Origin of the sequence: Schlesneria sp. (assembly GCF_036405755.1) — a bacterium.
Taxonomy (GTDB): domain Bacteria; phylum Planctomycetota; class Planctomycetia; order Planctomycetales; family Planctomycetaceae; genus Schlesneria; species Schlesneria sphaerica.
Map to the genome: position 1 here is coordinate 1 of NZ_DASWWZ010000250.1, position 4,313 is coordinate 4,313.

3 protein-coding genes are annotated in these 4,313 nt (G+C 57.4%); all 3 read left to right on the forward strand.

Annotated features, from left to right (window positions below; genetic code table 11):
* Positions 1 to 2,715, forward strand: a 2,715-nt coding sequence (locus tag VGE80_RS08850) for a DUF1592 domain-containing protein (RefSeq protein ID WP_440592401.1), incomplete at its 5' end; no start/stop codon positions are given.
* A gap of 42 nt (positions 2,716 to 2,757) precedes the next feature.
* On the forward strand, positions 2,758 to 4,095 hold the full coding sequence (locus VGE80_RS08855; RefSeq protein WP_373649055.1) for a DUF1552 domain-containing protein: 1,338 nt from the start codon (positions 2,758 to 2,760) through the stop codon (positions 4,093 to 4,095).
* A 19-nt stretch (positions 4,096 to 4,114) separates the two neighbouring features.
* On the forward strand, positions 4,115 to 4,313 hold a 199-nt coding region (locus VGE80_RS08860), incomplete at its 3' end, for a hypothetical protein (protein WP_440592402.1).

Sequence of the window (4,313 nt, forward strand, 5' to 3'; positions counted from 1 at the left end):
CAATTGAGCGACGCGGAGCGGCGGAGTGTCAGCGAATGGATTGATGCGGCCGTTTCTGCGGCCCGGGCGCGCGACGTGGCGAAGAATGGTTCCATTCGCCGGTTGACGGTCTCGCAGTATCGCAACACGCTCAAAGACCTGCTGGGTTTGCAGGAGGATCTGACCGATTCCTTGCCCCCGGATGGGATTTCCAAGGAAGGTTTCACCAATCAGAGTCACACGATGGTGTTGTCTCCCTTGCAGGTGGAAACGTACTTCGAAATTGCACAAAAGGGACTCGACCTTTGCATTGTCGATGAAAACAGACCGCCCGTGATTCAGAACTTTCGCATGGATCTGGGGGCGGCGATCAATCCCAGCCCTTGTCCTGACAATCTTGTACTGGGGGCCAACAGCGACTTGCTGAACAATGCAGACTTCACGGTCACAGAGCTAACGCCGGCCAAGCCGTTCGTGTTTGAGCCTTTCGCCATGCGGACGACATTCGACTTTATTGAAGGTTACGTCGGTAACGACACGATTCGTGAATGGCGAAAGTTCGATAGCATCTATCACGCCGTGTTCGCCTGCGTCCGGGGGACGCCGGGTTATCCGAAAGGGCGGGCACATCAGGCTGTGCCCGAGGGGCTGCTTCTGCGTCCTGCGATCCCCAGTCCCGAAATCTTTGGCCAGTCGAACACGTATGGCCCGATGGCGAATTTCAAGATTTCACTGCGGGAATTGCCCGACTCCGGTAATTTTCGGGTGACGGTCCGTGCCGCACGGTATCGGGATGCCCTGCTGCTGGATGCGGGGTCGCCTGTTGAACCGGCCGGGACCAGCGCGGTCACCGCCGATGTTTCGATGTCGCCGGAAACGACGATTGTCATCCCCGAGCCGGGAGTCTACCAGCTTGATGTCTACTGTGCTCCGGGGGGCTCACCGGGCGAATTACAACTGCAGTTCGGTGAACGGCAGGTGGCGGGACACCTGAACGAACGGAAAATCGACTTGAAGGGGGACGGGAACGCAGACGAAGTTGCTGCCGCATTTCTGCTGGCGCGTCTTCCTGCGGGGGAGTTGAAGATCAACGCGCGGTATCGGGATCCGGCGCGATTGAAGCGGCTGGTCTGGAATCGACTGGACGATCAGGGTGAGCGAACCAGGCGTTTCTCGCAGTTTGAGAACCGATCTCCTTCCCTGGGCGTTTATCTTGGTCTGCGCCGTGACTGCGGCAGCACCTTGACGTCTGTCGGCGCACCGCAACGTGTGCAGTCCGATGAACTTCAAACCTACGTTTTCGAAGGGGCGATCAACGACTTTCCCAGTCCGGATGTTGAAAAAGATAACGTGAACTATCTGGCCGGGATCCGCGAAATCGGCGTGCGCAGTGAGTACACCGACGGACGCGATATGCCTCGGTTGCTCGTGAAGTCGATCGAGTTCGAAGGTCCGTATTTTGAAAGCTGGCCACCTGCGACCCATCAACGGATCTTCTCGTCTGTGAACTCTCTGGACCAGCCGATGGATCAGGCCCGGGGGGTGATTCGCTCATTCGCGACGAAGGCCTTCCGGCGACCTGTGACCCAGGCGGAAGAAGCAGCGATCCTGAACGTCTGGCAGAGTTCGTTCGATGCGACCGGGGACGCGCGGCAGTCCATCAAGGATGCGCTGACGATCGTCCTGACGTCGCCGCAGTTCCTGTTTCTGATCGAGAACAGTGCCAGTCCCGAACCAGAGGACCTGGATGCGTACGAACTCGCCTCGAAGCTTTCGTATTTCCTGTGGAACACGGCTCCGGATGCGGAGTTGCTGGAGCGGGCTGCGGACGGGACGTTGCCGGGATTGCTCGATGACCAACTCGATCGGATGATCCGTGATCCTCGATTCGAGCAGTTCCTCAGCGAGTTCGTTTCTCAGTGGCTCAGCCTGGACAAGCTGGATGTGGTGGCCGTGGATTCGCAGCAGTTTCCGCGATTAACGCGGGACGTCAAGACGCAGCTCAGGCAGGAGCCTGTCCGATTCGTCGCGTATCTGATTGAGAATAATCTGCCGCTCCGCCAGCTCGTGACGTCGGATTTCATCGTGGCGAACGAAGTCGTGGCGAGCTATTACGGTCTGGGTGGTTCCATAGAAAGTGGTTTTCAATTTGTCCCGATCCCGCACGGACGAACAGATCTGGGAGGGGTCCTGACGAATGCGGGGATTCTGGCAGGACTCAGTAACGGTCGTGAGTCGAACCCGATCAAACGAGGGGCCTGGGTTGCGCGGAAGATCATCAGCGAACCACCGGCTGATCCACCACCGAATGTTCCGCAACTACCGGAAGACGAGGGGAGCCCGCTCACGCTGCGTGAGAAGCTGGAGCGGCATCGCAACCAGCAGGGGTGTGCGAAGTGTCACGAAGGGATCGATCCGTGGGGATTCCCCTTTGAGCAGTTTGACGCCGCAGGCCTGCTCAAGTCTTCGGGAAAAAGTGACCCCCGTTCGACACTTCCTGACGGGACCGAAGTGTCTGACCTGAATGGACTCAAGGACTATTTCGCAACGGACCGAATTGATCAGATTGCCTTTGGATTCATGCGGCACCTGGCGTGCTATGCCGTGGGACGCAGTCTGACGTACAACGAAACCGAATCGATTCGGGAACATGGGAAAAAGTTAAGGTCCAACGACTATCGGATGCACGATATGATCCGCCTGATCGTGAAGAGTGATCTGTTTCTCAAAAAATAAAACAACAGGCTGGCAGTCTCCTTACAAAACCGGATGCAGAACATGGGCTCAGCAGTACAACTGAATCGTCGCGCGGTGCTTAAGGGACTTGCCGGAGTGACGTTGTCACTTCCGTTACTGGAGGCGATGGGCAAGGAAGCGGCCCAGGAGATTCCTCGCCGGTTTTGCGCCATCTACACCGCCAACGGGATGTCACTTCCCAATCCCTCGCACGGAATTGATGAGTGGAGCTGGTTTCCCAAACAGACAGGACGCGACTTCGAGTTTGGAAAGTCGACGGAGCCGCTTCGTCCCTTCCGCGAACAGCTCAGCTTTATCAGCGGGCTGTACCATCCGAATGGAACCAAGGCGGACCCGCATCTCTGTTCGGACATGTGGCTGACCGGGGCGCCGCTGCACAATCCAAAGCCGGGAACCTACAACTCCGTGGCGCTGGATCAGGTCGTTGCGCTGCACACGAAACAGTACTGTCGTCAGCCGTCGCTGGTGCTGTCGATTGATGCGGGTGTCGGCTTCCTCTCGCGGACCGGCACGATTTCCTACAACCTCGAAGGAAAACCGATCCCGGCCGAGAACAATCCGCGTCGCGTGTTTGATCGTCTGTTTCGGGGTGACCGGGCGTCGCTCGCCACGCAACGTGCTCAGCTTCAGCGACGGATCAAGCTGGTGGATGCGGTGCTTGAGAATGCGAAAACGCTCAACAAGCAACTTGGCCAGTCCGACCGGGAAAAAATGGATCAGTACCTGACGGCACTCGATGAGATTGAGGCGAGACTGGTCGCGTCCGAAAAGTGGATCGACATCCCGATCAAGCCGCAGGATTACTCCCATCTGAATCTCGACGCAACGTCCGAGGGGGAACCGCGTGAGTATTACCGCAACATGTTCGATCTGATCGCTCTGGCGTTCGACGCGGATATCACTCGTTCGGTCGCCTTCATGCTGAACCGTGAAGACGGGATGGGGGTCAGTGATACCTTCCCTGTGAAACTGGGACTCAAGGCGACCCACCACAGTTTGTCACATGCCGAGGACAAGAACGGGCAGATGAGCTTCGCACGGTACGACTTGTTCCTGAGTGAGCAACTGGCGTATTTCATGCAGCGGTTGCGGCAGTATCAGGATGTGAACGGCAACGTGCTCGACAATACGATCGTGCTGTTCGGCAGTGGCGCCAGCACGACGCACAATCCGCTGAATCTGCCGACTCTTGTCGCAGGAGGCGCAAATATGGGGCTGAGACATGGTGCTCATTGGAATCAGCCCAAGACGCCACTTTCCAATCTATACCTGAGCATCCTTCGGTCGATGAAGATTGAAGAGACCTCTTTTTCGGACAGTACAGGTGTGCTTCAGAATTCTGTGTTCACGGGAATCTGAGACGAGGACGAAAATACGAATGTCGGCAAGTAACCGTCGCAGGGCCACTGCGAGGACCAAAGCTGTGAAAGAGCGGGACGCGAAAGGGGGACCGGCGGGAAGAGCTCTCGCTGGGAACCGCGTTGCCGACTTACGGAAACAGCTGCAACTGAGGCAGAAAGACTTTGCCCGGCTGTTACCGATTTCGGTCAGATCCCTGGCCACGCTGGAGCAGGGAG